Genomic DNA, 26,631 nt, shown 5'->3' on the forward strand with positions numbered 1-26,631 from the left:
GCGGCTACGCGACGCTTGCCTTACGTAACGCTGCAAGGTTGCGATATTCGCTACCCGGATGGTTCGCCCCCAGTCGCGCGCCGTCGCCAAACAGCTTCTCGCGCAACGTGCCCTGGGCGTATTCGGTCTTGTACACACCGCGCTTTTGCAGCTCCGGCACCAGCAAGTCCACGGCGTCGATAAAGGTTTCATGGGTCAACGCATAGGCCAGGTTGAAGCCGTCCACATCAGTCTCCTCGACCCATTCCTGCAACAGGTCGGCCACGGTTTGCGGGCCGCCGACGAACAGCGGGCCAAAGCCACCAATGCCGACCCAGTCCGCCAGCTCGTTCGGCGTCCAGACCTTGTTCGGATCGGCAGTGGAAAACGCCTCCACCGCCGATTGAATCGCGTTGGTGTGCACATGCTTGAGCGGCTCATCGGGCTTGAACTGGCTGAAGTCGATGCCGGTCCAGCCGGAGATCAGCGCCATCGCGCCTTCGTAGCTGACGTAGGATTTGTATTCGTCAAACTTGGCTTTGGCCTTGGCATCGGTCTCGCCAACGATCACCGTCTGCAAGTTGAAGATCAGGATTTTCTTCGGATCACGCCCGGCCTCGGCCGCACGGCGGCGGATATCGGCGACGGTCTTTTTCAGCAGCACTTTGGACGGCGCGGCCACGAATACGCACTCGGCCTGCTCGGCGGCAAACTGCTTGCCACGGCTCGACGCACCGGCCTGGTACAGCACCGGTGTGCGCTGCGGCGAGGGCTCGCACAGGTGGATGCCGGGCACCTGGAAGTGTTTGCCGACGTGGCGAATCTCGTGGATTTTGCTCGGGTCGCTGAAAATCCGACGCTCGCGATCACGCAGCACGGCGCCCTCTTCCCAACTGCCCTCCCAGAGTTTGTAGCAAACCTCCAGGTATTCCTCGGCGTAGTCGTAGCGCGCGTCGTGTTCGGTTTGGGCTTTCTGGCCGAGGTTTTTGGCGCCGCTTTCCAGGTAGGAGGTGACGATGTTCCAGCCGATGCGGCCCTTGGTCAGGTGATCTAGGGTGGAAAGGCGCCGGGCGAACGGGTATGGGTGTTCAAAGGACAGCGAAGCCGTCAGGCCAAAACCCAAGTGCTCGGTGACCAACGCCATCGGCGCGATCAGCGACAGCGGGTCGTTGACCGGCACTTGGGCCGCCTGGCGAATCGCCGCGTCACCGTTGCCGTTGTACACGTCGTAGATGCCCAGCACGTCGGCGATAAACAGGCCGTCGAATTTGCCGCGCTCAAGGATTTTTGCCAGGTCGGTCCAATACTCCAGGTCTTTGTACTGCCAGGAACGATCGCGGGGATGCGCCCACAGGCCTGGGGATTGGTGGCCGACACAGTTCATGTCGAAGGCATTCAAACGGATTTCACGGGACATCAAAGCACTCCGTTGAGGTGGTAGTTGCCGACAATCTGGTATTTCCAGCGCAATGGGTCATCGAGGGTCGGCGGTAGCGCAGTGCGTTGGCCGGTCAGTTCGAATTCGGCGTTGCTGGCGGCAATGAGCGCTTCGGCGGCGGCGATTTGCGCCTCGGTCAAGGCAACCGGGCTTGGGTGGGTTTCGGCGCGCTCAAACAACGCGGCGGCCACGTCGACACGGATCTGCAAATCGCCGAAGCGGCTGATCACGTAGGGGTCATCACTGGTTTGAACAAAACGCCGGGTGCTTTCCAACAGTTGGCGCGCCTGATTCAGTACGGTCATGGGTAGGACTCCTCAATTCCAGGCGTGGCGCGCGGGCTTCACGCCGTTGAGCACGAAGTTGCCGATCAGGTGGTATTTCCAGCGGGCCGGGTCGTGCAGGGTGTGGGTGCGTGCGTTGCGCCAGAAGCGGTCGAGGTTGTGCTTGCCGGTGACCGAGCGGGTGCCGGCCAGTTCGAAGAGTTTGCTGCTGGCGAGCAAGGCGGTTTCGGCGGACAACACTTTGGCTTGGGCGACGACCAGTGAGGCGTGGGCCACGCTGTCTTCATTCGGCTCGGCGAGGGCGTGGTCCACCGCCTTGCCGGCTTTGGCGAGGATGGCTTCGGTGCCGTGCACGCGCCACTCCAGATCGCCGATGGCGGCGATGGTGAACGGGTCTTGCCAGCCGTGATCCTGCTGGCTGTCGATCCACGGGCGCGCTTGGCGGGCGTAGATCTTGGCGTGCTCCAGGGCCCCCAAGGCGATGCCGGTGTCGACGGCTGCCTGGATGATTTGCGAAATCGGGCCGTTGGCGGTGGGTTGGTCGAAGGCTTGGTGGGCGGGGATCACCGCACTCAGGGGCACGGTTACGCCGTCGAGGGTCACACCGCCGCTGGCCGTGGTGCGCTGGCCGAAACCGTCCCAGCTGTCGATCACTGTGAGGCCCGGGGCGTCACGCTCAACGAAGGCGATAAACGCCTGGTCGTTTTCGTTGTTACCGACAGTCGGCACGATGTGCGCGAACAGCGCACCGGTGCAGTAGAACTTTTCGCCGTTGACCTGGGCGGTGTCACCGTGGAAACGGATCTGGGTGTCGAAGGTACCGGCGTGTTTGCTCTTGGCTTCGGAGAAGGCGTTGCCGAAACGGTAACCCGCCAGGACCTTGGCAAAGTAATGGTGCTTCTGCTCCTCGGTCGCGGTTTGCAGGAGGATGTCCACCACACCGAGGTGGTTTTGCGGGATCTGCCCCAATGATGGGTCGGCGGCGGAGATCAACTTGATCACCTCGGCCACAGTCACATAGGACACCTCGGCGCCGCCGTAGGCCTTGGGAATGGTGATACCCCACAGGCCGCTGGCGGAGAACTCGTCGAGCTCGGCAATGGGCAGGCGTCGCTCGCGGTCGCGCACGCTGGCGTCGACGGCGAAACGTGCGGCCAAGCGCTTAGCAACCTCGATGGCCTCCGCGTCCGAGCGAATGATATGGGCAGGGTGTTGAGGATGGGCTGACATGGGCCGACTCCAGGCTCCGATGAGATACCTGTGTGATTGCAGGAGTCGTGCCTGAATTTAATAACCAATAAAATCAGCTGGTTACTTTAAAAATCAGGCTATATGCCGCGTTTCAAACCAGCAAAGTGTCCATCCACTGTTGCGCCACCAACAGTTAGATCACTACGTTGCGCACAAAGCGCACTGCCACGTCGCCGTCATTGCGATAGCCGTGAGCCTGACGGCTGGCGAACATGAAAAACTCACCGGCTGTGACGTGTTTTTCTTCGTCATCGAGTATCAGGGTCAAACTGCCTTCGAAGACAAACAGCTGCACGCTCCAGCCTTCAGGGTCCGGTTCGGGGCTGTAGCGGTCACCCGGCTCCAGGCGCATCTCCCACAGTTCCACTTCGCGACGGGCGGTGGCCTTGGCCAGCAACACCGCTTTACTGCCGGGAATATCACCGGCCCAGGCCAGCTCGTTGATACGACTGTGGTCACCCGCATCCGGGGCCTGGATCAGGTCGCTGAACGCCACGTCCAACGCCTCGGCTACGCGGTCCAGCGTGGACAGGCTGACATTCTTCTCCCCCGCCTCTATGGCCACCAACATGCGCCGACTGACCCCGGACTTTTCCGATAGTGCGGTCTGGCTCAAGTCCGCAGCATGCCGCAGACGACGGACGTTCTGGCTAACGTGTTGCAGGACTGAAGCCCGTTGTGGATTTTCTTTGTGCACTATATTGCTCATAGAGTGGGTGTGCGCAGTATACTGCCCAGCGTGCGGCGCATTGTGCGGTCCGTGCCTTTCCCTTGCAAGACCGAGCCGCCATGACCTCCCCGAATTCCTCAGCGCGTTTCAAGCGTTTCAGCAAAGCCGAATGCATCCTGGTGATGATCACCATGATCTGGGGCGGCACCTTTTTGCTGGTGCAAAATGCCATGACCGTCAGCGGGCCGATGTTTTTCGTGGGTCTGCGCTTTGCGGCGGCGGCGATTGTGGTCGGTTTTTTTACCTTGCGAACCTTGCGCGAACTGACCCTGCTGGAATTGAAGGCTGGGGTGTTTATCGGCGTGTCGATCATGTTTGGCTACGGCTTGCAGACCATTGGCTTGCAGAGCATTCCGAGCAGCCAGTCAGCGTTTATAACCGCCTTATATGTGCCGTTCGTGCCGCTGCTGCAATGGCTGGTGCTGGGCCGGCGCCCTGGTTTGATGCCGAGCATCGGCATCATGCTGGCGTTTACCGGCTTAATGCTGTTAACCGGTCCGGCAGGCGCCTCGCTGAATTTCAGCGCGGGTGAAATCGCCACGCTGATATGCGCCATAGCGGTTGCAGCCGAGATTATTTTGATCAGCGCGTTTGCGGGCCAAGTGGATGTGCGCCGGGTAACCGTGGTGCAACTGGCCACCGCTTCTGCGCTGTCATTCATGATGGTGGTGCCGATGGGCGAGGCGCTGCCGGGGTTTTCGTGGTTGTTGCTGTTCAGTGCGGTGGGCCTGGGCTTGACCAGTGCGGTGATCCAGGTAGCGATGAACTGGGCGCAGCAGAGTGTTTCACCCACCCGAGCCACGTTGATTTATGCCGGTGAGCCTGTGTGGGCCGGGGTGATCGGGCGGATTGCCGGGGAGCGCTTCCCGCCGATTGCGATGGTCGGGGCGGCGTTGATTGTGGTGGCGGTGATTGTCAGTGAGATGAAAACACGCGGGCAGAAGGCAGTCGAATTGGACAATGAGCTGGAACAGGAGCGTCAGGGCTAAGCGGAGCATTGAAACAATGCCAAACGGCAGTTTTCAGCCTACCTTGTAGGATCCTGCCACATCTTGCCGTTTGGTGATCGAGAAAGCGGCACGTATGATGCATCCCAAACTCCCGCAGATTAGAAGCCTATGTCCCTGATAGTTCTACTGCTTCTGCCTTTTATCGGCAGCTGTCTGGCGGCCTTGCTGCCGCATAATGCACGTAACACCGAATCCCTGTTGGCCGGCCTCGTGGCTCTGGTCGGCACCATTCAAGTCGCCCTGCTCTACCCCCAGATCGCCCATGGTGGCGTGATCCGCGAAGAATTCATGTGGTTGCCCAGCCTTGGGCTGAACTTCGTGTTGCGCATGGACGGTTTTGCCTGGTTGTTCTCGATGCTGGTGCTCGGCATCGGCACGCTGGTGTCGCTGTATGCGCGTTACTACATGTCGCCGGAAGACCCGGTGCCGCGTTTCTTCGCGTTTTTCCTGGCCTTTATGGGCGCCATGCTCGGCCTGGTGATCTCCGGCAACCTGATCCAGATCGTGTTCTTCTGGGAACTGACCAGCCTGTTCTCGTTCCTGCTGATCGGCTATTGGCACCACCGCGCCGATGCGCGGCGCGGTGCGTACATGGCGTTGATGGTCACCGGCGCGGGCGGTTTGTGCCTGCTGGCGGGCGTCATGTTGCTGGGGCATATCGTCGGCAGCTATGACCTGGATCAGGTGCTGGCGGCGGGCGATCAGATTCGCGCGCACTCGCTGTACCCGGTCATGCTCGCTCTGGTGCTGATCGGCGCGTTGAGCAAAAGCGCGCAGTTCCCCTTCCACTTCTGGCTGCCCCACGCGATGGCGGCACCGACGCCGGTTTCGGCCTACTTGCACTCGGCGACGATGGTGAAGGCCGGCGTGTTCCTGCTGGCCCGCCTGTGGCCGTCGCTGTCCGGCAGCGAAGAATGGTTCTGGATCGTCGGCGGTGCCGGCGCCATTACCCTCCTCCTCGGCGCTTACTGCGCCATCTTTCAGAACGATCTCAAGGGCCTCCTGGCCTATTCCACCATCAGTCACCTCGGTTTGATCACCCTCCTGCTGGGCCTCAATAGCCCGCTGGCTGCTGTCGCCGCAGTGTTCCATATCCTCAACCACGCGACCTTCAAGGCTTCGCTGTTCATGGCGGCGGGGATTATCGACCACGAAAGCGGCACCCGTGATATCCGCAAACTCAGTGGCCTGGTGCGGTTGATCCCGTTTACCGCGACCCTGGCGATGGTCGCCAGTGCGTCCATGGCCGGGGTGCCGTTGCTCAATGGCTTCCTGTCCAAAGAGATGTTCTTCGCTGAAACCGTATTTATCTCTGCCACCGCTTGGGTGGAAATCGCCCTGCCGGTGATCGCAACCATCGCCGGCACGTTCAGCGTCGTCTATGCGCTGCGTTTTACCGTCGATGTGTTCTTCGGCCCCACAGCGACCAATCTGCCACACACACCGCATGAGCCGCCGCGCTGGATGCGCGCACCGGTTGAACTGCTGGTGTTCACTTGCCTGCTGGTAGGGATATTCCCGGCCCAGGTCGTCGGTTCGATCCTCGCTGCCGCCGCGCTGCCTGTGGTTGGTGGCGTGCTGCCGGAGTACAGCCTGGCGATCTGGCACGGCTGGAACGCGCCGATGATCATGAGCCTGGTGGCCATGTCCGGCGGCGTGGTGCTGTACCTGCTGCTGCGCAAGCAACTCAAGCGCGGCCGCTTCAAGTACCCACCAATCATCAGCTACTTCAACGGCAAGCGCATGTTCGAGCGCTGCCTGGTGGTGATGATGCGCGGTGTGCGCAAGATAGAAAAACGCATCAGCACCAAGCGCCTGCAAACCCAGCTGTTCCTGCTGGTGCTGGCGGCGGTGATCGCAGGCTTGATCCCGATGCTGCACAGCGGCATCAGTTGGGGCGACCGGCCGAAGATCCCCGGTTCCATCGTGTTCGTCACCCTGTGGCTGCTGGCGATTGCCTGTGCGTTGGGCGCTGCCTGGCAAGCCAAGTACCACCGGCTGGCAGCCCTGACCATGGTCAGCGTGTGCGGCCTGATGACCTGCATCACTTTCGTGTGGTTCTCGGCGCCGGACCTGGCGCTGACGCAGTTGGTTGTAGAAGTCGTCACCACCGTGCTGATCCTGCTGGGCCTGCGCTGGCTGCCACGGCGGATCGAAGAAGTCTCGCCACTGCCTAGCTCGTTGCCCAAGGCACGCATCCGAAGGTTGCGTGACTTCCTGCTCTCCACCGTGGTGGGTGGCGGTATGGCATTGCTGTCCTACGCGATGCTGACGCGCCAGACCCCCAACGATATCTCCTCGTTCTACTTGAGCCGCGCCCTGCCCGAAGGCGGCGGCAGCAATGTGGTGAACGTAATGCTGGTGGATTTCCGTGGCTTCGACACCCTCGGCGAAATTACCGTGCTCGGCGCCGTGGCGCTGACGGTCTACGCGCTGCTGCGGCGCTTCCGCCCCTCGAAAGAAAGCATGCAACTGCCCGCGCAACAGCGCCAATTGGCACCGGATGTGGCCACTGATTTGGTCAACCCGCGTCAGGCCAGCGACACCGCCCTGGGCTTCATGATGGTGCCGGCGGTGCTGGTGCGCCTGCTGCTGCCAATTGCGCTGGTGGTGTCGTTCTACCTGTTTATGCGCGGCCACAACCAACCGGGCGGTGGTTTCGTCGCAGGTCTTGTGATGTCGGTGGCGTTTATCCTGCAATACATGGTGGCGGGTACGCAGTGGGTGGAGGCGCAGATGAGCCTTCGCCCGATGCGCTGGATGGGCTTTGGCCTGCTGTCGGCGACCCTGACCGGGCTCGGCGCATTGTTTGCAGGTTATCCGTTCCTCACCACTCATACCTGGCATGTCAGTTTGCCGGTGCTCGGCGATATCCATATCGCCAGCGCCTTGTTCTTCGATATCGGCGTGTACGCCATGGTCGTAGGCTCGACATTGCTGATGCTCACAGCCCTCGGTCACCAGTCGGTACGAGCGCATAAACCGAGCAACCAGGCCAAGGCCATTGCCGCAACGGAAGGAGCCGCCTGATGGAAGAAGTCATCGCAATTGCCATTGGAGTCCTGGCGGCCTCCGGCGTCTGGTTGATCCTGCGGCCACGAACGTTCCAGGTGGTAATGGGCCTGTGCCTGTTGTCCTACGGGGTCAACCTGTTCATTTTCAGCATGGGCAGCCTGTTTATCGGTAAAGAGCCGATCATCAAGGATGGCGTGCCGCAAGACCTGCTCCACTACACCGATCCCCTGCCCCAAGCGCTGGTGCTGACGGCGATCGTGATCAGCTTCGCCATGACCGCGTTGTTCCTGGTGGTGCTGCTGGCATCCCGGGGCCTGACCGGCACCGACCATGTGGACGGCCGGGAGCCCAAGGAATGACCTGGATGAATCAACTGATCGTCGCGCCGATCCTGCTGCCGCTGCTGACCGCCGCATTGATGCTGATGCTCGGCGAGAAGCGCCGCCCGCTCAAAGCGCAGATCAACCTGTTTTCCAGCCTGATCGGTCTGGGCATTGCCATCTTGCTGCTGTACTGGACACAAAAAGGCGGCCCCGGCTCCATTGGCGTGTACCTGCCGGGCAACTGGCAGGTACCGTTCGGCATTGTGCTGGTGGTGGACCAACTGTCGGCGCTGATGCTGGTGCTCACCGGGATTATCGGCGTAAGTGCGTTGTTGTTCGCCATGGCCCGTTGGGACCGTGCGGGCACCAGTTTCCACGCGTTGTTCCAGATCCAAATGATGGGTTTGTATGGTGCCTTCCTCACCGCAGACCTGTTCAATCTGTTCGTATTCTTCGAGGTGCTGCTGGCGGCGTCCTATGGCTTGATGCTGCACGGTTCAGGCCGCGCACGGGTGTCGTCGGGCTTGCATTACATCGCGATCAACCTGCTGGCGTCATCGTTGTTCCTGATCGGCGCGGCGATGATCTACGGCGTCACCGGCACGCTGAACTTCGCCGACCTGGCGCTGAAAATCCCACTGGTGCCGGAAGCCGACCGCGGCCTGTTGCATGCCGGTGCTGCAATCCTCGCCACTGCGTTCCTGGCCAAGGCCGGCATGTGGCCGCTGAACTTCTGGCTCGCGCCCGCCTACTCCTCGGCCAGTGCGCCGGTCGCGGCGATGTTCGCGATCATGACCAAGGTCGGCGTGTACACCGTGCTGCGGTTGTGGACCTTGCTGTTCTCCGGCCAAGCCGGTGCGTCGGCGTTGTTTGGCGGCGATTGGCTGGTGTATGGCGGCATGGCAACCATCATCTGCGCCGGGCTGGCAATGGTCGCTGCGCAGCGGTTGGAGCGTATGGCCAGCTTGAGCATTCTGGTGTCGGCCGGGATTCTGCTGTCGGCGGTGGGCTTTGCCCAGCCAAGCCTGACGGCAGGCGCGTTGTTCTATCTGGTCAGCTCGACGCTGGCGTTGAGCGCATTGTTCCTGCTGGCCGAATTGATCGAGCGTTCGCGCTCGGCCAACGATTTGCCTCTGGATGAAGAAATTGATGCGCTGCCGAAGGCAATGGAGTCCCTGCATCCACGCCCCGGCGTTAACCTCGACGATGAACAACAGGCTGTGGTCGGGCAGGTGATTCCCTGGACCATGGCGTTCCTGGGCCTGAGCTTTATCGCCTGCGCGCTGCTGATTATCGGCATGCCGCCGCTGTCCGGGTTTATCGGCAAACTCAGCTTGTTGAGTGCACTGGTCAATCCGCTGGGGCTTGGGGCTAGCGTTGATGAACCGATCCGCCCTGCGGCCTGGGGCTTGGTAGCGCTGCTGATCCTGTCCGGCCTAGCCTCGCTGATTGCCTTCGCCCGCCTGGGTATCCAGCGCTTCTGGACCCCCGAGGAGCGCCCATCGCCGCTGCTGCGTCGCTATGAGTGCATACCGATCTTCTTCCTGCTGGGTCTGAGCATCGCCCTGACGTTCAAAGCCGAACCGCTGATGCGCTACACCCAAGCCACTGCCGAGAGCCTGAACAACCCGGAACACTATGTGATGGCCGTTATGGCAACGCGTCCGATCCCAAGCCCTGAAGCCAAGGCCGCCGCAACGGAGGTACAGCCATGAAGCGCCTGTTCCCTGCCCCATGGCTATCGCTCGCGCTGTGGTTGTTGTGGCTGGTGCTGAACCTGTCCGTCAGCCCCGGCAATCTGCTGCTGGGCGCACTGATGGGGTTTCTTGCGCCGCTGTTGATGGCGCCGCTGCGCCCGCTGCCGGTCCGCATCCGTCGCCCTGGCGTGATCATCCGCCTGTTCTTTCTGGTGGGCCGCGACGTGATCATCTCCAACCTCGCCGTGGCCTGGGGCATCCTGATCTGCGGCTCGCGCCCACCGCGCTCGCGCTTTATCAAGATCCCCCTGGACCTGCGAGACGCCAACGGCTTGGCGGTGCTGTCGATGATCACCAGCGTAACACCCGGCACCGTCTGGTCGGAACTCGCCTTGGACCGCAGCATTCTGCTGCTGCACGTGTTCGACCTAGATGACGAAGCGCAGTTTATCGAGCACTTCAAACACGCCTACGAACGGCCCCTGATGGAGATCTTCGAATGAGCGCCCTGTTCTCCAATGCGATCCTGTTCAGCCTGTTCCTGTTTTCCCTGGCCATGGTGCTGACCTTGATACGACTGTTCAAAGGTCCGTCCGCCCAAGACCGGGTTCTGGCGCTGGACTATCTGTACATCCTGGCGATGCTGATGATGCTGGTGCTGGGCATTCGCTATGCCAGTGATACTTACTTTGAAGCGGCGCTGCTGATTGCGCTGTTTGGCTTTGTGGGCTCGTTTGCACTGGCGAAATTCCTGCTGCGTGGCGAGGTGATTGAATGATGCCGTTATGGGTTGAAGTGATCGTGGCGGTGCTGCTGATACTGAGCAGCGTGTTTGCGCTGATTGGTGCGATTGGCCTGTTGCGGATGAAGGATTTTTTCCAGCGCATGCACCCGCCGGCGCTGGCCTCGACATTGGGGGCGTGGTGTGTGGCGTTGGCGTCGATTATTTACTTTTCGGAGCTCAAGTCCGGCCCGGTATTGCACGGGTGGCTGATTCCGATTTTGTTGTCGATCACGGTGCCGGTGACGACCCTGCTGCTCGCCCGCACTGCGCTGTTCCGTAAGCGTATGGCTGGGGATGACGTGCCCGCCGAAGTCAGCAGCCGCCGCTGACACCTGAAGTGAGCACGGTCAAAATGTGGGAACTGGCTTGCCAGCTCCCACATTTGGTTTTGCGCTAGGCGAAAGATCGAATTCTGGCCGCCAGTTCCGCCAACCCGGCATCATCCGCCCGGACATGATCATGTGACGAGATATAGCCTTCATACGCCTCGAAAAACTTATCCACTTTCGAACTCAAAGGCTTGAATGCACTGTCCGATCCTGTCCCATGCATGGGAAACAGCTTCGCATGCAGGTGATCCACACCATACCCCTCCAGCATCATCCCCGTGCGCGCTACATCTGGAAACGCCCGGTCGATCAATAGCGCGGTCTTCTTGGTCGCCACGATGAGATCCGCCAGCACTTCATCCGACTGCGCAAACGCATAACTGCCGTAATGCTGCTTGGGGATCACCACGCTGAAACCGGGGGTGTTGGGGAAAATCGAAAGGAACGCCATATGGTGTTCGTCTTCCCACAGGATGTGGGCCGGAGAGGTCTTTCGAACAATGCTGCAGAAAATACAATCCATTTAAATCACCGCCAGTTTCATCATGGGTTTGGTCGTGGCGACCATCTAAAAGCACGATGCGGTGGGCGTCAAAAGAAATGAGGGTTTTACGAAGAATGCGGTGGGTCAGTTACACATGAGCTGACTGATCCTCCGCATTCGCGAGCAAGCCCGCTCCCACATTTGGATTGAGTTTCTCTGGCGCAAAAAAACGCCCCGAACCAGTCGGGGCGTTTTTTGTTCAGCGTTTACCGATCAAGCCTGATCAGCCAACCGCCACGTCGTCCCACCCTTCCCGTCTTCCAACACCACACCCATCGCGGTCAGTTGGTCACGGATCCGGTCGGATTCCGCCCAGTCTTTATTAGCCCGAGCAGTCAAACGCGCCTGAATCAGCCCATCAACCTCAGCCGCATCCACACGCCCTTCAGCACCCGCTTGCAGGAAGTCATCCGCTTCCATCTGCAACACGCCCAGCACACTGGCCAGCTCTTTCAAGCGAGCAGCAAGCCCAGCCGCTGCATCAAGATCACTCTCACGCAGACGGTTGATCTCACGCACCATCTCAAACAGCACCGCACAGGCTTCCGGCGTGCCGAAGTCGTCGTTCATCACCTGGGTAAAACGCTCAACAAACGCCTCACCCCCCGCAGGAGCAACAGCCGGCAAGCCTTTCAACGCATGGTAGAACCGCTCCAGAGCGCCTTTGGCGTCCTTGAGGTTGTCTTCCGAATAGTTGATCGCGCTGCGGTAGTGGCTCGACACCAACAGATACCGCACCACTTCCGGATGGTACTTTTCCAGCACGTCGCGAATGGTGAAGAAGTTGTTCAAGGACTTGGACATCTTCTCGCCATTGATGCGGATCATGCCGCAGTGCATCCAGGCGTTGGCGTAGGTCTTGCCGGTGGCGGCTTCGCTTTGGGCGATTTCGTTTTCGTGGTGCGGGAACTCGAGGTCGCTGCCGCCGCCATGAATGTCGAAGGTGTCACCCAGGCAGCAGGTGGACATTACCGAGCATTCGATGTGCCAGCCCGGACGCCCGGCGCCCCATGGCGACTCCCAGCTCGGCTCGCCGGGCTTGGTGCCTTTCCACAGCACGAAGTCCAGCGGGTCTTGCTTGGCTTCGTCGACTTCGATGCGTGCGCCGATGCGCAGGTCTTCGATCTTCTTGCGCGACAGCTTGCCGTACCCCATGAACTTGGCAACGCGGTAGTACACGTCGCCATTACCTGGGGCGTAGGCGTAACCCTTGTCGATCAGGGTCTGGATCATCGCGTGCATACCAGGAATGTGGTCCGTGGCACGCGGCTCCATGTCCGGCTTGAGGATGTTGAGGCGCGCCTCGTCCTCGTGCATGGCGGCGATCATGCGCTCGGTCAGCGCGTCGAACGACTCGCCGTTTTCGTTGGCACGGTTGATGATCTTGTCGTCGATGTCGGTGATGTTGCGCACGTACGTCAAGTCATAGCCGCTGAAACGCAACCAGCGGGTCACCAGGTCGAAGGCAACCATGCTGCGGCCGTGGCCGATGTGGCAGTAGTCGTACACGGTCATGCCGCACACGTACATGCGCACCTTGTTGCCGTCCAGCGGCTTGAAGACTTCTTTGGTCTTGCTGAGTGTGTTGTAGATCGTTAGCACGACATTTCCCTTAAGACTTGATCACTGGCCCCACGAATCACGCAAGGTCACGGTACGGTTGAATACCGGCTGACCTGGTTTCGAGTCCTTGATATCCGCGCAGAAGTAACCTTCGCGCTCGAACTGGAAACGGTCTTCCGGCTGTGCGTCGCCAAGCGATGGCTCAGCACGACAACCAGTGAGTACTTGCAGGGAATCAGGGTTGATATTGTCCAGGAAGCTGGCGCTGTCCTCGGCCTTTTCAGGGTTCGGCGAGCGGAACAGACGATCGTACAGTCGCACTTCGCACTCGATGCTGGCCGCGGCCGGCACCCAGTGGATCACGCCTTTGACTTTACGGCCTTCAGGGTTTTTGCCCAGGGTTTCCGGGTCGTAGGAGCAACGCAGTTCGACGATGTTGCCATCGGCGTCCTTGATCGCTTCGTCGGCACGGATCACGTAGCTGCCGCGCAGGCGCACTTCGCCATTCGGCTCCAGACGCTTGTAGCCTTTTGGCGGCTCTTCCATGAAGTCATCACGGTCGATGTAGATTTCACGCGCGAATGGCAGTTTGCGCACACCCAACTCTTCTTTCTGCGGATGACGCGGCAGCTCGAGGTTGTCGACCTTGTCTTGCGGGTAGTTGATGATCACGACTTTCAACGGGCGCAGCACGCACATGGCGCGCGGAGCGTTCGCGTCCAGGTCCTGACGGATGCTGAATTCGAGCATGCCGAAGTCAACCACGCCGTCGGAACGGTTGGTGCCGACCATGTCGCAGAAATTGCGGATCGACACCGGGGTGTAACCGCGACGGCGGAAGCCCGACAGGGTCGACATGCGCGGGTCGTCCCAGCCATGTACATGCTTTTCATCAACCAGTTGCTTGAGCTTGCGCTTGCTGGTGATGGTGTAGTTCAGGTTCAGGCGGCTGAATTCGTACTGACGCGGGTGCGCCGGGACCGGCAGGCTGTCCAGGAACCAATCGTACAGTGGACGATGGCTTTCGAACTCCAGGGTGCAGATGGAGTGCGTGATGCCTTCGATGGCGTCCGACTGACCGTGGGTGAAGTCGTAGTTCGGGTAGATGCACCACTTGTCACCGGTCTGGTGGTGGTGGGCATGGCGGATGCGGTACATGATCGGGTCGCGCAGGTTCATGTTCGGCGAGGCCATGTCGATCTTGGCGCGCAGTACGCGGGCACCGTCCGGGAACTCACCGGCGCGCATGCGGGCGAACCAGTCCAGGTTCTCCTCTACCGAACGGTCGCGGAACGGGCTGTTCTTGCCAGGCTCGGTCAGGCTGCCGCGGTATTCCTTGGCTTGTTCCGGGCTCAGGTCGTCGACGTAGGCCTTGCCGGCCTTGATCAACTCGACGGCCCAGTCGTGCAACTGGTCGAAGTATTGCGAGGCATAGCGCACTTCACCGGACCACTCGAAACCCAGCCACTTCACGTCGCTTTCGATGGCGTCGATGTATTCCTGGTCTTCCTTGGCCGGGTTGGTGTCGTCGAAACGCAGGTGCGTGACGCCACCGAACTCCTGGGCCAGGCCGAAGTTCACACAGATCGACTTGGCGTGACCGATGTGCAGGTAGCCGTTAGGCTCTGGCGGGAAGCGGGTGACGATCTGCGTGTGCTTGCCCGAATCCAGGTCCGCCTGGATGATCGGGCGCAGGAAATTGACCGGGACGGCAGGTCCGGTCTTGGAATTCGAGGTAGGGTCGACAGTGGGCTTGCTCATAGGATCCTTGAACAGACGAAGTGCTTGGCCAGAAGTAGGGCCGATAAAACAAAGCGCTTATCATAGCCGATGCTGTCAACTACCTGACAGAGCACGACCCAAAACTGCCGCATTTATTAGCCCGCTGGTAAAAAACCACCTCGAAATTCCTGCAGGGCGCGCTAAACTGCGCGCCTTGGCCGAAGTTTCGCCAAATCGGTAAGGCGCCCCGGCGTCCACACCCACGAATTCCCTGAAAAGAGTAGTGAACATGACTCAAGTCAAACTGACCACCAACCACGGTGACATCGTCATCGAGCTGAACGCCGAGAAAGCGCCGATCACCGTCGCCAACTTCATCGAATACGTTAAAGCCGGCCACTACGAAAACACCGTTTTCCACCGTGTGATCGGTAACTTCATGGTCCAGGGCGGCGGTTTTGAGCCTGGCATGAAAGAAAAGAAAGACAAGCGCCCAAGCATCCAGAACGAAGCGGACAACGGCCTTTCCAACGACAAGTACACCGTTGCCATGGCCCGTACCATGGAGCCGCATTCGGCCTCCGCGCAGTTCTTTATCAACGTTGCCGACAACGCCTTCCTGAACCACAGCGGCAAGAACGTGCAGGGTTGGGGCTACGCCGTGTTCGGTAAAGTCACCGAAGGCCAGGACGTCGTTGACAAGATCAAAGGCGTGCAGACCACCGGTAAAGCCGGTCACCAGGACGTTCCGGTAGAAGACGTTATCGTCGAGAAAGCCGAGATCGTTGGGTGATATTGCTGATTTCAGATTTGCATCTGGAAGAGGAGCGCCCGGATATAACCCGGGCGTTTCTGGATTTGCTTCACGGTCGCGCCCGTGGCGCCCAGGCGTTGTACATTCTGGGGGACTTCTTTGAAGCCTGGATTGGCGACGACGGGATGACACCCTTCCAACGTTCGATTTGCGAGGCTCTGCGCGAGCTGAGCGACAGCGGCACCCCGATTTTTATCATGCATGGCAACCGCGATTTCCTGATCGGCAAGGCGTTCTGCAAAGCTGCAGGTGCCACCTTGCTCAAGGACCCGAGTGTCGTGCAGCTCGCAGGCGAGCCCGTACTGCTGATGCACGGCGACAGCCTCTGCACCCGCGACGTCGGCTATATGAAGCTGCGGCGCATCCTGCGTAACCCGATTGTGTTGTTTATCCTGCGACACCTGCCTTTGCGCACCCGGCACAAGCTGGCGCGCAAACTGCGTAGCGAGAGCCGCGCGCAGACCCGCATGAAAGCCAACGATATTGTTGATGTCACGCCCGAGGAAGTGCCTCGGGTGATGCAGCAATTTGGCGTGCGCACGCTAGTCCACGGCCATACGCACCGCCCGGCCATTCACAAGTTGCAGATTGGTGACCAGGCGGCCAAGCGTATTGTGCTGGGGGATTGGGATAAGCAAGGGTGGGCGTTGCAGGTGGATGAGCAAGGTTTTCAGTTGGCGGCGTTCGACTTCACCCCCCTCCTTCTCAACTGATCGTTCCCACGCTCTGCGTGGGAATGCCGTCCAGGACGCTCTGCGTCCGCTTTGAGAGTCGTGACGCGGAGCGCCACTGGAGGCGTTCCCACGCGGAGCGTGGGAACGATCATTATCCTTTAGTGCCCGGACGCTTCCGGCCCCGCCTTCGCCCCAAACGGCGGTTTCGCCAGCCACACCAGCAGCAACAAGCCCATGAACATCCACCCCAGCAACGTGAAGTAGTCCACGGTGGACATCATGTAGGCCTGACTGGTGAGGATCTGATCCAACTGCGCATACGCCTTGTGCCCTGCCCCGCCCAGCGCGTTCAACGCATCACGGGTGGCCGAGTCATAGGTGGTCATGTTCTCGCTCATGTACGCATGGTGTTGGTCCGCCCGACGAATCCAGATCCAGGTGGTCAGCGAGGCTGCAAAGCTGCCGCCCAAGGTCCGCAGGAAGGTCGCCAGGCCCGCACCGTCGGCAATCTGGCTTGGCGGCAAGTCAGACATCAGGATGCTCAGGGTCGGCATAAAGAACAACGCCACACCGATCCCCATAAACAACTGCACCAGAGCGATATGTTGGAAGTCCACCTCATTGGTGAAGCCAGCCCGCATAAAGCAGCTCAAGCCAATCGCCAGGAACGCCAAGCCCGCCAACAAGCGCAGGTCGAACTTGTGCGCGTACTTGCCGACAAAAGGCGACATCAATACCGGCAGGATGCCGATCGGCGCCACCGCCAGACCCGCCCAAGTGGCGGTGTAGCCCATCTGGGTTTGCAACCATTGCGGCAGGATCAGGTTGATGCCGAAGAAACCCGCATAACCCAGGACCAACACGATGGTGCCGATGCGGAAGTTGCGGTAGGCAAACAGCCGCAGGTTGACCACCGGGTGTTTGTCGGTCATTTCCCAAATGATGAACACTGCCAGGGCGATCACCGAAATCGCCGCACCCACGAGGATAAAGTTGGATTCGAACCAGTCCAGGTCATTGCCCTTGTCGAGGATGATCTGCAAGGCGCCGACACCGACGATCAAGCTCAGCAGCCCGACGTAATCCATCGGTTGGTAGCTGGTGACCACTGGGCGTTTCTTCAACTGCGAACGCACCACCATGACCGCAAAGATGCCGATCGGCACGTTGATAAAGAAGATCCATGGCCAGCTGTAGCTGTCGGTGATCCAGCCACCGAGGATCGGGCCGGCAATCGGCGCCACCACCGTGACCATCGCCAGCAACGCCAGGGCCATGCCGCGCCTGGCGGGCGGGTAGACCGCGATCAGCAATGTCTGAGTCATCGGGTATAACGGCCCCGCCACCAAGCCTTGCAGCACCCGGAAACCGATCAACTCAGGCATCGAAGTGGAAACACCGCACAGGAACGAGGCCAGCACAAACAGGATGGTCGCCCACAAAAACAACTTCACCTCGCCAAACCGGCGGCTCAGCCAGCCAGTGAGCGGCAAGGCAATGGCGTTGCTCACCGCAAACGAGGTGATTACCCAAGTGCCCTGCTCCGAACTTACGCCGAGGTTGCCGGAGATGGTCGGCAACGCCACGTTGGCGATGGTGGTGTCGAGCACCTGCATAAAAGTCGCCAGCGACAGGCCAATAGTGGCCATCAACAGGCTGGGTGGCGTGAAGGAGGCGTTATTGCTCATTAGCGTTGCACAGCCTTGGGTGCGGCGAGGCTGTTGTCATGGATCAACCCAGTGATCATGGCGTCGGCTTCGGCCAATTGGCGGTCATACACATTGGTGGTGAACGAGGCTTTTTGCGGCGCCTGTTGCGCCAACACCGGGCCACTCTGGTCGTGCAGGTTCACATTAACCACGGTGGACAGGCCGACACGCAGCGGGTTCTTGGCCAACTCTTCGGCGTTTATGTGGATGCGCACCGGCACCCGTTGCACGATCTTGATCCAGTTACCCGTGGCGTTCTGTGCAGGCAGCAGGGCAAACGCGCTGCCGGTGCCGGCGCCGAGACTGTCGACGGTGCCGCTGAATTTCACGTCACTGCCGTAGATATCCGACTCGATGTCCACCGGCTGGCCGATGCGCATATTACGCAGCTGGGTTTCCTTGAAATTGGCATCGATCCACAGTTGATCCAGCGGGATCACAGCCATTAACGCGGTGCCCGGCTGGACGCGCTGGCCCAGTTGCACGGTGCGCTTGGCGACATAACCGGTGACCGGCGCGATCAAGGTGCTGCGTGCATTGGTCAGGTAAGCCTGACGCAGTTGCGCGGCGGCAGCCTGCACATCCGGGTGGGACGAAATGACGGTGTCATCCACCAGCGCGCTGCTGGTCTTGAACTGTTGCTGCACGTTGGCCAGGGCGTTTTGCGCCGAGGTCAGATCGTCACGAGCATGGGACAGTTCTTCCTGGGAAATAGCCCCGCCGGCGGCGAGGTTTTTACGCCGGTTGTAGTTGTCCTGAGCCTTTTGCACATTGGCTTGCTGCGCCAGCACCTGGGCTTTCATGCCATCGACGTTGCTATACAAACCGCGTACCTGGCGCACGGTGCGGGCCAAGTTGGCCTGGGCACTTTGCAGGCCGACGGCCGCATCGTTCGGGTCGAAGTTGATCAGCACCTGGCCTTCGTGGACCAGGTCGCCATCGTCGGCGCCGATGCTGACCACGGTACCGGTGACCAGTGGGGTGATTTCCACCACGTTACCGTTCACATAGGCGTCGTCGGTGCTTTCGTTAAAGCGCCCGTAAAACTCATACCAGCCCCACACGCCCACGGCGCCAAGGATGACGATCAGCGCCAGGACGGTCAGCATCACTTTGCGTTTGCGTGGGTTGCTGTCGTTCGGTTGTTCAGTTGCGTTATTGCTTTGGGCAGTGGCCATGACAATTACCTCAAATTATTCCGTGCGGATGGCGGGACGGGTCGTGGTCGCGGCCACGTTATCGGCGTTGAACCCGCCACCCAGGGCCTGCATCAATTGAATCGACAGATCGATTTGCGCGGCATTCAGGGTCGCCAGCTGACGCTGGGCCTGCAGCAATTGCTGCTCGATGCTGAGCACATCCAGGTAATTCCCGATACCTGAGCTGTAACGCTGAACCCCGGTGTCGTAGGACTGCTGGGCAATGTCGGCGGCATGTTGCTGTGCCTGGATCTGCCGCCCGGTTTCGCGCAGTTGCACCAGGGTGTTGCCGATATCGCCCAAGGCTTGCACCAGGGTTTTGTTGTACTGGGCCACGGCCAGGTCGTAATCGGCGTCGCGGGCATCGAGGTCGGCGCGCAGGCGGCCGCCGTCGAAGATCGGCAACGAGATCGTGGGCGCAATGCTGAAGAAACGGCTGGCCGAACCAAACATCGCATCGCCTAACAACGACTCGGCCCCGGCGCTCGCGCTCAGGTTGAGGTTGGGGTAGAAGCGGGTTTTGCTCGCGGCGACGTTCTTGCTCGCCGCTTCCACACGCCAGCGCGCGGCGATCAGGTCCGGGCGGCGGCCCAGCAACTCGGCCGGCAGTACCGAAGGCACGGCGACAGCGCTGGGTTTCAACACGTTCGGGCGGGTCAGCTCACTGCCACGGTCCGGGCCTTTGCCGAGCAATACGGCCAGGGCAATCTTGGCGCTCAGCAACTGTTTTTCCGCATCGATCAGTTGCGACTGGGAGCTGGCTTCCAGGCTTTCGGTTTGCTGGTACTGATACTGGCTGTCGATGCCGGAGCTGAGACGACGCTTGCCCAGGTCGAGCATCTGGCGGGTGCGTTTAAGGTCGTCATTGGCCAGGTCACGCACGATATGCGCCTGACCCAAGTCGCTGTAGGCCTTGGCCACGTTGGCGGCCAAGGTCAGGCGTGCGGCTTGCTGGTCGACTTCGGCGGCACGGGCCTGGCCCAAGGCGGCTTCCCAGGCGGCGCGCTGGCCACCCCAGAGGTCGAAGTTGTAATTGAAGCTCGCGCCGATGTTACGCACGGTGGCGTAGGTATCGCCCACACCCCGCGGGTCCTGGTCTTTGGCCAGGCGCGAACGGCTCACGCCGGCGCTGGCATCCAGGGTTGGCATGCGCGCAGCGTCGGCGGCAAAGGCAGCGGCTTCGGCCTGGTGGGCACGGGCGCTGGCCACTTGCATGTCGGGGCTGTTTTGCAGGGCTTCGTGAATCAAGCCATCAAGCTGTGGGTCGCCGAGGCTTTTCCACCAGTCAGCGGTCGGCCAGGCAGCGCTCGACAGCGTCACACCGCTGAGGGACTTACCGGTTTGCAGGGTGTTGGCATCGAGGCGTTTGCCTTGAGTGTCGAGGCCGCTGAAGTTGGCGCAACCGGCCAGCGTCATCGCCACCAGCACTAGGCTAAGTGCGCGTGTGTTCATTGTTTACCTACCCGCTGGATGACGATGGCGTCACCGGCAGCTACCAGAATTTTCGTGAGGATGGCTTCCAGGGTTTGCAACTCGCCGGGTTCCAGAGCACCGGCCAGCTCGTTCATCGACTGCGCGCCGATGTGCGGCAGCATGTCCGCCAGGCGCTGGCCGTCTTGCGTAAGCACCAGTTGCACCTGACGCCGATCCTGCTCGGAACGCTTGCGCGCCAGCAGGCCCTTCTGCTCCAGACGGTCGAGCATGCGCGTCATGGAACCGCTGTCCAGGGACAGGTTGCGGCACAGCTCGGCCGGGGTGTCGACGTCGAACTGGGCAATGATGATCAACACCTTGAACTGCGCGGCGGTCACGCCGTACGGCTCCATGTGGGTGTCGATAATGCGGTCCTTGAGCAGCGCCGCACGGCCCAGCAACAGACCGAGGTGGCAGTTGCGGAAGCTGTCAGGGGTGAAATGGGTCATCGGAAGTCACCTTATTACTGCCTAGGCAGTGAATGTATGACAAGATGTTACTGCCTAGGCAGCAGAAGTCAAATGGAATTATTAGCTTGCTTGCTAATTTCACGACAGAAGGATTGGAATGCAAACGAATGTGGGAGCTGGCTTACCTGCGATAGCGGTGTGTCAGTCAACAGATAAGTGACTGAAGCATCGCTATCGCAGGCAAGCCAGCCCCCACAATTTTAATCAGAGGCGGACCTAGAAATCCCGCTTGTAGAAGATATCCAACGAACTGGCCACGCCACTGGCCACTTCCAGGTACACCTTCTTGCTCAACAGATAGCGCAAGGCAATCGTGTTAGCCGGCTCGAACACCCCCACCCCATAGCGCAGGCTGAGTTTTTCGGTAATTTTGCCGCTGGCCACCACGGCGGTGGTGGTGCCGCTGCCTTGGGTGTCGAGTTCAAAATCCTGGATGCCCAGGTTTTTCGCGATGTCCGAGGTCACCCCGGCGCTGCCCATCAGGCCCAGGCCCAATGCGGCTTGGGCAAGCATATTGTTGTCTTCACCGGTGGTACTCAGCGGACGACCGAGCACCAGGTAGGACAACGCCTGTTCCTGGCTCATGGCCGGCTCCGAGAAGATCTGCGTGGTGGGCTGTTCGGCGCTGCCGCTCAGGCGGATACCGGCGGTGACGTCGTTGGTCTTGCGGATGGCTTCGATGTCCAGATAGGGCTGGTCGAGCGGCCCGGCGAACAGCAGGCGTGCGCGACGCACATCGAGTCTCTGGCCGTAGGCACGGTAACGGCCGTCGTTGAGCCACAGCTCGCCACGGGTGTCGAGGTTGTCACCGATATGCACATGGCCTTGCACCTTGGCGGTGAGGCCGAAGCCTGCAAAATTAAGCTGGTCTTCGCCCACCGCCACGTCGATATCCATGGCCATCGCCATCGGTGGCTTGCCCTCTTCGGTCTGGTTGCCAACGATCACCGTGTCATCCGAGACCTTGACGGTCGACGGTGGCAGTTCACGCACAGTGATATCGCCGCGCGGGATCTGCACCTTGCCGGCGATGGCCAGCTTGTCGTCTTTCAAGCTGATCTTCAGGTCGGGCGCCACTTCCAGCACCGCGTAAGGTTCTACCGTGACCGGCAGTTGCGAGCCTTGCAGGGCGAGGTCCACCGCCAGCGCCTGGCCCCAACCAATATGCCCCTTGAGGCTGCCCTGCCCGGCCTTGCCGCTGCGCCAACCGCCGTTGAGTTGCACGCTTTCGCCGGCAATCAGCGCCTGCACGTTCAAACCTTCAAGACTGACCGGCAATTCAGGCCCGGAAATCTCGCCGCCGATAAGGTTCACATTGCCGTTGACCTGCGGCGCCAGCAGGCCACCGGAAATGCGGCCACTGCCGTTGAGCTTGCCGTTGAGTTTTTCCACCATCGGCACAAACGGTCGCGCCACCGCGAGGTCCAGGCCAGTAAGACTGAAATTGCCGGTGATCGGTTTGTTCTTCGGCAGCGGGTTGATCTGCGCCTGCAACAGCAATTCGCCGAGCTTGCCGCCGCGGAAGTTGAGCTGGGTGTCGATACGCTTGGGGTTAAGGGTGGTTTCCAGCTTCAACGTGTCGTAGGGGAAATCCAGCCAGTGATCCTTGTCCTTGACGCGCAAGGTGCCACCACTGGCGTCCACCGACACTACGCCTTTAGGGCCACTGGCAGGCAGGTCGAGCTGTACGTCGGCGTTGAGCTTGCCCTGCCAGGCGAAGTCTTTCGGCAAAAACGCCGCCAAACTGTCGATAGGGAATTGCTTGAGGTGGTAGCGCAGCTTGGGTTCGGGCATCAGGCGCTGGTCTTCGCCGCACAGGCTGGCGGGGCCGGACACCCAGCAATGCGCGGCGAAGGTCAGCTTGCCATCAGCCAGGCGTTCGATCTTCGCCGGGGCTTGCAGTTGCCAGTCCTGGCCTCCGGCTTGTACATCACCACTGGCCAGGCGCCCGCGCCAGTTGCCTTTATCGAGATTGCCGTCCAATGCCAAGGCCAATTTGACCAGAGGCCCTGCCAGGTCCAACTGGACTTTCTGGCTCTTGATATCGCCTTGGGCGCTGGCGGTCAGCGTACCGACCTGAGTGTCACCGGCTTGGATGCCGCTGCCCTTGAGGTCGATCTTCGCGCGCTGCGCGTTGTCGAGCGTGGCGTCGAGGGTGAGGCTTTGCAGGTGATTGTCGGCGAACGCCAGTTGCTGACCGTTGAGGTCAAGCTTGCCTTGCGGCGCCTTCAAAGTGCCGGCTACATCAACCCGACCATTGATCTGCCCGCGCAGCTGCGGCCACAGCTGGGCCAGACGCGCCAACTTGATATCGATCTGCCCGGCCAGACGTTGCTGCAAGCTGCCGCTGCCGTTGATGCGGTTATCGCCCAGGCGCAGATCCAGGTTGGCGAGGGTCCATTGTTCGCCCGCGCCTTCAGCCTTGGCGGCCAGCACCGCCGTTTGGCCGCGCAAACGGCCTTTGAGGTCGAGTTCGGCGTTCAGCTTGAGCTGTTCATTTTTGAACTCGCCCTTGCTGCGCAGTGGTCCAGCCAACGTGCCCGGCAATTCAGCGACCCAGTACGCCGGGTTCAGCGCCGACAGGTCCAACGCAGTGTCCCAGGCAATACCCTCGGCAAATTGCAGGTTCAGGTGGCCTTCGGCCTTGCCTTGGCCGGCGGTCAGTTTCAGCTCGGGCAGGAAGACTTGCTTGAGATCGCCACTGAACGGCGTGACCAGGCTGAACTTACCGGCCGGGCCGTCGAGGTCGGCTTTGAGGTTGCCAAGATAATTGCCGTCTTTGTAAGAGATCTCACCATTGAAAGTACGCAATGTAACTTGCGGTTCATCGATCAATGGGTAGAGGCGATGCCAGGGGAAGTCCAGCCAGTCAATCTTGGCGTCGGCGCTGAAGCCTTGCTGCCAATCCAACTGGGCGCTGAGTTTGAGGCTTTGTTTGTCACCGGCATTCAGGTCCAGACCCGCGATCTGCGCCCCCTTGGCATCGACCTTGCCTTGCAGCAGCAAATCTACCGGGCCTTTCTCTGCGGGTAGTACGGCCTTGCCCAGCAGCTGGTAGCCGCTGTTCAGGTCGCCTTTGGCGGTGAGGTCCAGTTGGTTGAGTTGCAGGGTGTCGGGCAAATCGGCGCTGGGCTTGAAGCTGTCGGAGGTGATGTGCAGTTGCGCGGGCAGGTTCTCCACCAGGGGTTGCAGCTCACCGCTGAGCTTGGCGGGCAGGTAACCGCTACTGTCGGCGTCAAGCTTGAGGGTCTTGAGCAGATCGCCGTCGACCTTGAGCGCGACCTTCCACGGCGCGCCGCCGGGGGCGTATGGCAGGCTCAGGTTGCCGGTGGCACTCAGCGGCCAGTTGCCGGTGGGTTGCAGCAAACCGGACAAGTCCAGTACCAGGTCGTCACGTTGCACGTGCACTGAGTCGATCTGCATCCCGGCAGCCGTCCAGTGCGCCGCCAGTTGCAGGCCCTTGACCTCTTCGCTGCCGTTAAACAGCAGGCTACCGACGCGAACGTCGCCTAATTGGATGGCGACCGGCAGTTTCAACTCCGGCAGTTGAATCGGCCCGCTGCTGCTCTCTTCAGCGCTGGGTGGAAACTGCAGGCTGACCTGCTCCACATCCAGCTGATTGATGCACACCGTCATGCGTAGCAGGCACGCCGGCGACCAATCAAACTTCGGTGCATTGAGCTCGACGCGGCTGGCGTCTTGCTGCCATATCAAATAATCGGCGCTCCACTGTCCGCCCAGACGCCCCTGGAAATTCTCCACGGTCAGCCCCGGCACCTGGCCCAAGGCCCAGCGACTGCCCGCTTGGGTCCCGAGCAACGTCCACAGTGCCAGTAACACCAAGGCCAGGACGGCCACCACGGCCAGCCCCGCTATTTTCAAACCACGCATCACAGCTCAGGCCCCATGGAAAAGTGCAAACGAATACCGCCCGGGTCTTCCAGGGCATGGGCCAGGTCGAGGCGAATCGGCCCGACCGGCGAGACCCAGCGTATGCCCACGCCAACACCGGTTTTCAAGCTGGGCATTTCCAGGGTATTGAACGAGTTACCCTGGTCGATAAAGGTCGCGATCCGCCATTTTTCGGCGATGGAATATTGATATTCGGCGCTCAAGGCCACCATGTAGCGGCCACCGATGCGGTCACCCTGGTCGTTCTCCGGCGACAACGTCTGGTATTCGTAACCGCGCACGCTCTGGTCACCACCGGCAAAAAAGCGCAGCGACGGTGGCACCGATTTGTAACCGTTGGTGGCGCTGCCGCCGAACTGCGCACGGCCCAGGAAGCGGTGGTTGTCCCATAAGGTCGTCAGGCCCTTGATCGTGGCCGTGCCATAAAGCAAGTTGGTGTCGGAACCGAGGCCTTCTTTGGCGACCCTGGTGTCGAACATCAGGCGGTAGCCATTGTGCGGGTCGATGCGGTTATCGCTGCGCAGGTAGGAGTAACTGATCCCCGGCATCACCAGGTTGCTGAGGCCGGAGTCGTTGCCCAGGCGGTACTCTTCACGCTGGTATTTGAGCGAGATGATCCGGGTCCAGCCGCTGGGCAGCTTGCTGTGCCATTCGGGGCCGACGGTGAGCAATTTACTCAGGGTGTCGGTGCCGGCCAATTCTTCATTCTGATAGCCGCCGGCGAAGCGCAACTTGTCGGTCAGCGGTGGGTCCAGCGGAATGTCGTACCACAGGCCGACGTTCTGGCGCGGCGCCGACAGTTCAGCCTCCCAACCATAACTGTGGCCTTGGGGATTGACCCAGTGGCGGGTCCAATTGGCTTTGCCACGCGGGCCAACGTCCGTCGAGAAACCGAGGCCCAGCCCCATGGTGCGTGGCTTGCGGGTTTCCAGTTGCACCGCCACCGGGATCACATCGTTGGCCGAGGCGGCGGGAGCGGCATCCACGCGCACGCCTTCGAAAAAGCCGCTGGATTGCAGGTTCTGGTTGAGTTCGGCGATCAATTCGGAATCGTAAGGTGTGCCACTTTTGAAGGGCACCATGCGGCGCAGCAGGTCCTCATCAAACGGCGTGTCGCCGGTAAAGCTGACGTTGCCCATGGTGTAGCGTGGGCCGCTGTCATAGATGAGTTCGATATCGGCGACGCCCGCCTGGGGGTCTACGGTGAGTTTCTGGCGGGTAAAACGCCCACTGAAAAAGCCATAGCGCGAGGCCTGGTTCTGGATCAGACGCTTGGCGTCTTCGTAATAGCCGTGGTTGAGCACGGCACCGGGTTTGAGGTCGTCGCCGGCAGGCACGCGAAAAGCCTTCAGGCTCGCGGCCTGGCCGTCGACCCGAATGGTCACGTCTCGCAAATGCACCGGTTCGCCGGGGTCGATGGTGAGAATCAGGCGCGGGTTCTTGCCGCCCTTCACGTCACTGGTGACTTGTGGCTGATAGAAACCCAAGGCCTGGGCAGCTTTGCGCGCCTGCTCCTCGGCGCCACGGCTGAACCGCAGCAGGGCTTCTTCATCACGATCGCCTACCCCGCCGATATAGCCTTCGATGTTGGCTTTCAACGCGTCGTTTGAGGGTTTGACCCGCACGTCCAATTCGCTTTGCGCCAAGGCGCCGCAGCTTGTGAACAGCAGAATCAAGCCGCTGGTAAATCTTCCTGGAAACTTCATAGGCG

General features: G+C 60.6%; 22 protein-coding genes. 9 read left to right on the forward strand and 13 right to left on the reverse strand.

What is annotated here, in order from left to right; translation table 11 throughout:
• Positions 1-4: 4 nt before the first annotated feature.
• The 4 genes from BFL40_RS28660 to BFL40_RS28675 all read right to left on the reverse strand — a co-directional run bounded on the left by BFL40_RS28660 (position 5) and on the right by BFL40_RS28675 (position 3,649).
• Positions 5-1,396: an LLM class flavin-dependent oxidoreductase gene (locus tag BFL40_RS28660; RefSeq protein WP_071487088.1), complete on the reverse strand. Its 1,392-nt coding sequence runs from the start codon at positions 1,394-1,396 to the stop codon at positions 5-7.
• The gene (locus tag BFL40_RS28665; protein WP_071487089.1) at positions 1,396-1,722 is read right to left on the reverse strand and encodes an acyl-CoA dehydrogenase; all 327 of its coding nucleotides are present in this window, start codon (positions 1,720-1,722) and stop codon (positions 1,396-1,398) included. The genes BFL40_RS28660 and BFL40_RS28665 overlap by 1 nt, the downstream gene beginning before the upstream one ends.
• Before the next feature lie 12 nt (positions 1,723-1,734).
• A complete protein-coding gene (locus BFL40_RS28670; protein ID WP_071487090.1) occupies positions 1,735-2,931 on the reverse strand; it encodes an SfnB family sulfur acquisition oxidoreductase in 1,197 nt (398 codons plus the stop codon).
• Between the two features lie 154 nt (positions 2,932-3,085).
• A complete protein-coding gene (locus tag BFL40_RS28675; RefSeq protein ID WP_071487091.1) occupies positions 3,086-3,649 on the reverse strand; it encodes a helix-turn-helix domain-containing protein in 564 nt (187 codons plus the stop codon).
• Positions 3,650-3,741: 92 nt separating this feature from the next.
• On the opposite strand from BFL40_RS28675, the gene BFL40_RS28680 reads away from it, so the two are divergent.
• The 7 genes from BFL40_RS28680 to BFL40_RS28710 all read left to right on the forward strand — a co-directional run bounded on the left by BFL40_RS28680 (position 3,742) and on the right by BFL40_RS28710 (position 10,840).
• On the forward strand, positions 3,742-4,671 hold the full coding sequence (locus BFL40_RS28680; RefSeq protein ID WP_071487092.1) for a DMT family transporter: 930 nt from the start codon (positions 3,742-3,744) through the stop codon (positions 4,669-4,671).
• Between the two features lie 129 nt (positions 4,672-4,800).
• Positions 4,801-7,722, forward strand: a complete 2,922-nt coding sequence (locus BFL40_RS28685; protein ID WP_071487093.1) for a monovalent cation/H+ antiporter subunit A — start codon at positions 4,801-4,803, stop codon at positions 7,720-7,722.
• Positions 7,722-8,066, forward strand: coding sequence for a Na+/H+ antiporter subunit C (locus BFL40_RS28690; protein ID WP_007986256.1), 345 nt, complete (start codon positions 7,722-7,724; stop codon positions 8,064-8,066). The genes BFL40_RS28685 and BFL40_RS28690 overlap by 1 nt, the downstream gene beginning before the upstream one ends.
• Positions 8,063-9,745 carry a monovalent cation/H+ antiporter subunit D gene (locus BFL40_RS28695; RefSeq protein WP_071487094.1) on the forward strand — a complete coding sequence of 561 codons (1,683 nt, stop codon included), beginning with the start codon at positions 8,063-8,065 and terminating at the stop codon, positions 9,743-9,745. The genes BFL40_RS28690 and BFL40_RS28695 overlap by 4 nt, the downstream gene beginning before the upstream one ends.
• Positions 9,742-10,230: a Na+/H+ antiporter subunit E gene (locus BFL40_RS28700; protein ID WP_071487095.1), complete on the forward strand. Its 489-nt coding sequence runs from the start codon at positions 9,742-9,744 to the stop codon at positions 10,228-10,230. The genes BFL40_RS28695 and BFL40_RS28700 overlap by 4 nt, the downstream gene beginning before the upstream one ends.
• A complete protein-coding gene (locus BFL40_RS28705) occupies positions 10,227-10,505 on the forward strand; it encodes a K+/H+ antiporter subunit F (RefSeq protein ID WP_071487096.1) in 279 nt (92 codons plus the stop codon). The genes BFL40_RS28700 and BFL40_RS28705 overlap by 4 nt, the downstream gene beginning before the upstream one ends.
• Entirely contained in the window at positions 10,502-10,840 is a 339-nt protein-coding gene (locus BFL40_RS28710; RefSeq protein WP_071487097.1) for a Na+/H+ antiporter subunit G, read from the forward strand. The genes BFL40_RS28705 and BFL40_RS28710 overlap by 4 nt, the downstream gene beginning before the upstream one ends.
• A gap of 64 nt (positions 10,841-10,904) precedes the next feature.
• Here the strand turns inward: BFL40_RS28710 and BFL40_RS28715 are convergent, their stop codons facing one another.
• From BFL40_RS28715 to BFL40_RS28725, 3 genes are all read right to left on the reverse strand, one after another.
• A complete protein-coding gene (locus BFL40_RS28715) occupies positions 10,905-11,363 on the reverse strand; it encodes an HIT family protein (RefSeq protein ID WP_071487098.1) in 459 nt (152 codons plus the stop codon).
• A gap of 234 nt (positions 11,364-11,597) precedes the next feature.
• Positions 11,598-12,986 (reverse strand): cysteine--tRNA ligase, encoded by a 1,389-nt coding sequence (gene cysS, locus BFL40_RS28720; protein ID WP_071487099.1) that lies wholly within the window; start codon positions 12,984-12,986, stop codon positions 11,598-11,600.
• Positions 12,987-13,007: 21 nt separating this feature from the next.
• A complete protein-coding gene (locus BFL40_RS28725) occupies positions 13,008-14,708 on the reverse strand; it encodes a glutamine--tRNA ligase/YqeY domain fusion protein (RefSeq protein WP_071487100.1) in 1,701 nt (566 codons plus the stop codon).
• A 250-nt stretch (positions 14,709-14,958) separates the two neighbouring features.
• On the opposite strand from BFL40_RS28725, the gene BFL40_RS28730 reads away from it, so the two are divergent.
• Together BFL40_RS28730 and lpxH are read left to right on the forward strand one after the other, a co-directional pair.
• Positions 14,959-15,462 (forward strand): peptidylprolyl isomerase, encoded by a 504-nt coding sequence (locus tag BFL40_RS28730; RefSeq protein ID WP_043205556.1) that lies wholly within the window; start codon positions 14,959-14,961, stop codon positions 15,460-15,462.
• Complete coding sequence (gene lpxH, locus BFL40_RS28735; protein ID WP_071487101.1) at positions 15,459-16,196, forward strand: UDP-2,3-diacylglucosamine diphosphatase; 738 nt, start codon at positions 15,459-15,461, stop codon at positions 16,194-16,196. Before BFL40_RS28730 ends, lpxH begins: the two co-directional genes overlap by 4 nt.
• Positions 16,197-16,315: 119 nt before the next feature.
• Here the strand turns inward: lpxH and BFL40_RS28740 are convergent, their stop codons facing one another.
• The 6 genes from BFL40_RS28740 to BFL40_RS28765 form a co-directional block, all read right to left on the reverse strand.
• Positions 16,316-17,845, reverse strand: coding sequence for a DHA2 family efflux MFS transporter permease subunit (locus tag BFL40_RS28740; RefSeq protein WP_071487102.1), 1,530 nt, complete (start codon positions 17,843-17,845; stop codon positions 16,316-16,318).
• Positions 17,845-19,044 (reverse strand): HlyD family secretion protein, encoded by a 1,200-nt coding sequence (locus BFL40_RS28745; protein ID WP_071487103.1) that lies wholly within the window; start codon positions 19,042-19,044, stop codon positions 17,845-17,847. The genes BFL40_RS28740 and BFL40_RS28745 overlap by 1 nt, the downstream gene beginning before the upstream one ends.
• A gap of 15 nt (positions 19,045-19,059) precedes the next feature.
• The gene (locus tag BFL40_RS28750; protein WP_071487104.1) at positions 19,060-20,517 is read right to left on the reverse strand and encodes an efflux transporter outer membrane subunit; all 1,458 of its coding nucleotides are present in this window, start codon (positions 20,515-20,517) and stop codon (positions 19,060-19,062) included.
• Positions 20,514-20,987, reverse strand: a complete 474-nt coding sequence (locus BFL40_RS28755; protein ID WP_071487105.1) for a MarR family winged helix-turn-helix transcriptional regulator — start codon at positions 20,985-20,987, stop codon at positions 20,514-20,516. Before BFL40_RS28755 ends, BFL40_RS28750 begins: the two co-directional genes overlap by 4 nt.
• 237 nt (positions 20,988-21,224) lie before the next feature.
• Positions 21,225-24,899 (reverse strand): translocation/assembly module TamB domain-containing protein, encoded by a 3,675-nt coding sequence (locus BFL40_RS28760; RefSeq protein ID WP_071487106.1) that lies wholly within the window; start codon positions 24,897-24,899, stop codon positions 21,225-21,227.
• A complete protein-coding gene (locus BFL40_RS28765; RefSeq protein ID WP_071487107.1) occupies positions 24,899-26,626 on the reverse strand; it encodes an autotransporter assembly complex protein TamA in 1,728 nt (575 codons plus the stop codon). The genes BFL40_RS28760 and BFL40_RS28765 overlap by 1 nt, the downstream gene beginning before the upstream one ends.
• Positions 26,627-26,631: the final 5 nt, after the last annotated feature.

Origin of the sequence: Pseudomonas costantinii (genome assembly GCF_001870435.1) — a bacterium.
Classification (GTDB): Bacteria; Pseudomonadota; Gammaproteobacteria; order Pseudomonadales; family Pseudomonadaceae; genus Aquipseudomonas; species Aquipseudomonas costantinii.